The organism is Devosia elaeis (assembly GCF_001650025.1).
Classification (GTDB): Bacteria; Pseudomonadota; Alphaproteobacteria; order Rhizobiales; family Devosiaceae; genus Devosia; species Devosia elaeis.
The window spans coordinates 1-2,956 of sequence record NZ_LVVY01000109.1 but is presented as its reverse complement, the minus strand read 5'-3'; the positions used below and the strand labels follow the sequence as shown (position 1 = coordinate 2,956).

Here is a 2,956-nt window from a genome sequence, read left to right as displayed (position 1 = left end):
CAACCGCCAGCTGTCCGGCGAAATGGGGTCCACTCCAAGGACAGCTTCGATCCCAAAATCTGCAAGCGCTTGAAGATTGGTAGGAGGTATGACGTTTAGGTAAGATATCCAGTCATTGTTCATGGCAATGACTTCGTCACGAGTTTGCGTAATGGTGTCGGCAAGGAAGGCAGCATCCAGGCCATCAGGGAAGCCTTTTGTAGCCAAGGCCTGCTGTGCCTTAAGTAATGCTTCGTCTGCGAGAGTTCGTCTTGCGGCCTCATCTGGCTTCGTGTCTTGAGGTAGGAATGCATTCAGGGAAGCGGTTCTGGCGGCCTGCAGGTATCGATCACGTTGCACAGCCTCTGGAAAGAGCCGGGGGTTTCCCTGCAAGAAACCGAAGAACTCCTCCGCATAGCCTGACAGTCCATTGAAGCTTTTAGTACCCAGATGGCTCCTGAACTCCTTCACCACAATCTCCCAAGGGACATTCAGTATGTCCGCCGAGTCATAGATCATAAGGCCTACAGGGTGGTGGTGGGATAACTGGAATATCTTATTGGCGCCCTTGAAGTATCGCTGCTGCGTCCCCTCGGCGGTACTTTGTGTCACAGTGGTTGCGCTATCAGCAGCCAATACCACGGCCAATCGGTTCATTACGCAAATTTCCGAAGTCATGTCGCCTCCCAGTAACGCCAGACAATATGACTGGATTCGGTTTGAATGGAAGCAATAGCCAGATCATGACTGAAATCTGCGTCGTATTGCATTGTCACACAATACTATCCTTCCCCCTTCCGCTTCGCCAGTCTCACCCCCGCCCCGCCACCGTTCTCGGGGATGAACTGCACGCCGGCCGCCTCCAAGGCAGCGGTAATGGCTCTTAGCGTCGAGGCCTTCGGGTCGCTACCACCCCGCTCGATATTATTCAGCCCGGTGGTGGATATGCCTGCCAGCTCCGCCAGCTTGGCTTGCGTCATTCCTAAAAGGGCGCGGGCACCCCGGATTTGTTCTGAGGTAATCATACAGCCGATTCTACAGTCTGGTAGATTTTATATCAAGCGTGCTTGACACAACCTCTATTAGAGCTTAAACCAAGCTCACTTGATATTTTCGCAAGTGCAGCTTGGGGGTGACGGGTCCAATACCGCGGACTTTTCCAACCACCCATTCACGCCAAAGCCGAACAAACCTGTTCGCGCCACCGCCGGAGGCTTGCCCAATGACCACCACCGAAAACACAACGCGCCCGTCCAACAACACCATCACGAGGCGCAAAATGCTTCAGTCCGTCGCGGCCACCTCCGCAATTCCTCTTGCTGCCGTCATGAGCGGCAGTACAACGGCTTCGTCCAGCGATGTAGCCACGGCTTTTATTGACCCAGAGACTGCCGGGCTGACCGGCCTTCCTCTCGCCGCTGTGCACATTGAACGAGCCATTGCGGCCATGGCAGAGCCGGGACTTGCCGGCCGCTGGCGGGTGAGCATCCACAGCGGCGACCCCGATCAATATTGGGGATTCCGGCAGATGGGTGCTGATGAGCGAGAATTCATCCGTCCAGTACCGACCTACACCGGTTATGCCGACGACCTGTCGTTCGTCACGCGCAAGATCGAAGGTTGTGGCTTCGATTATTGGAATGTCGATTCGACCGGCGACTATTCAGAGGATTGCGCTCTGGGCCGTCGCCTGGGGGAAGAATACCTCACCTACATCGGCCAGCACCCCACCAACGGCAACGCCACGCTGCTGCAGTGCATCGCAGATAGCATGATAGCCCGTCGCCGCGAGCCCCGCACCAGTTGGGGCAGGCACACCACCGGCATCGAAATGGCCTTCTTCGCCGCGGTCAACGAGTACGCAATGGCAACGGCGAAGGTGCTTGCAGACCACCGCAGTTCTGGCGCCTGAACAAATCCGGCTCGGGGCAGGAGGTTGCAACGTGGCCCCAGCCCCACAATCAATTGGAGGTTCTTTCAATGGATATGGGAAACATTCTCTCCCGCCGCCACTGAGCACAAGAATTCGCAGACCGCCTTTGATGAAGTCCGGCGACATAAGGCGGACCTGCTCGATAAAGCCTATCTCTATGTCGAGTTTCCCCGCCGCAAGTACGCCAGGTTGGGCGAGACGTTCCAGACCTATCACCCGGAATATGCTGCGAAGATTCTCGTAGAGGACATGGCGGCCGATCTGGCCGTTGTCGCGGATGACAGCACCAAGGCTCAGGTCGTTCGGAAGAACTATGCTCTGGCCCGACGCCGCCTCGCTCGCCAGGGCCTCAAGTACCGCGCAATCGAGGCTCAGTCTGGATACGCGGAGGCCCTTGAGAAGGATACGACCGCCTACCACAGGTTCCGCGCCGCCCACGACGCTCTTGCAGCTTATCGCCCGGTCACCTTGACGGAAGTGGCGGCGATTATCCGCACCACCTCTGCGGTTGGTCCCTATGTCGGTCACTCGCATGGCATCAACGTTCGTGACATTGCCGACATGCTGGACGGCGGAGCGAGCGCATGAGCAACGTGTCCAAAATCTCACCCGCCATGAGCCGCGCTCTTCGATCTGGCGCTGCTACCACTGACCAGTTGCTTGTGGAACTGGTCGACCAGTTCAAAGCCGACGCTATGGCCATCGACCCGACGATTACGGGTCTATGGCTCTACCGCGACCAGACGATGCCCGGTCGCGATATGGGCGGTGCCGTCCAGGGCCTATTTCTGGACCGTGCCCATGCCCCGTTGCGCTCCAGCGACCGAAAGGCAGGTGCATGATGACCAAATCGCCCCCGAAGGCAGAAGACATTGCCACAGTCGAGGCCGCACTCTGGAACACCGTCCGTGTTCTGGAAGCCATTGAGCGCGAAGCCGTCAGCATCGCCATGAAGACAGACGGCGAAGTCAACGCCATGGCGGAGGGCATTTCGGGCATGGCCGCTGACCTGAGCCCCAAGTCCCCTCCGGTTTTATGGAGAGT

6 protein-coding genes are annotated in these 2,956 nt (G+C 57.7%); 4 read left to right on the top strand and 2 right to left on the bottom strand.

Translation table 11 applies throughout. From position 1 onward, the window contains the following. Together A3840_RS14675 and A3840_RS14670 are read right to left on the bottom strand one after the other, a co-directional pair. A partial coding sequence (locus A3840_RS14675) for a hypothetical protein (RefSeq protein WP_425388856.1) occupies window positions 1-657 on the bottom strand: 657 nt, incomplete at its 3' end. A gap of 104 nt (window positions 658-761) precedes the next feature. Further along, window positions 762-1,004: a helix-turn-helix domain-containing protein gene (locus A3840_RS14670; protein ID WP_067458356.1), complete on the bottom strand. Its 243-nt coding sequence runs from the start codon at window positions 1,002-1,004 to the stop codon at window positions 762-764. A 197-nt stretch (window positions 1,005-1,201) separates the two neighbouring features. Between A3840_RS14670 and A3840_RS14665 the strand changes: the two genes are divergently transcribed. From A3840_RS14665 to A3840_RS14650, 4 genes are all read left to right on the top strand, one after another. Beyond that, on the top strand, window positions 1,202-1,891 hold the full coding sequence (locus tag A3840_RS14665) for a hypothetical protein (protein ID WP_067458353.1): 690 nt from the start codon (window positions 1,202-1,204) through the stop codon (window positions 1,889-1,891). Between the two features lie 24 nt (window positions 1,892-1,915). Continuing rightward, window positions 1,916-2,500, top strand: a complete 585-nt coding sequence (locus A3840_RS14660) for a hypothetical protein (protein ID WP_067458350.1) — start codon at window positions 1,916-1,918, stop codon at window positions 2,498-2,500. After that, a complete protein-coding gene (locus A3840_RS14655) occupies window positions 2,497-2,754 on the top strand; it encodes a hypothetical protein (RefSeq protein WP_067458346.1) in 258 nt (85 codons plus the stop codon). Before A3840_RS14660 ends, A3840_RS14655 begins: the two co-directional genes overlap by 4 nt. Then, window positions 2,751-2,956 (top strand): hypothetical protein (locus tag A3840_RS14650; protein ID WP_131798339.1); only part of this gene is annotated, 206 nt, incomplete at its 3' end. The genes A3840_RS14655 and A3840_RS14650, both read left to right, overlap by 4 nt.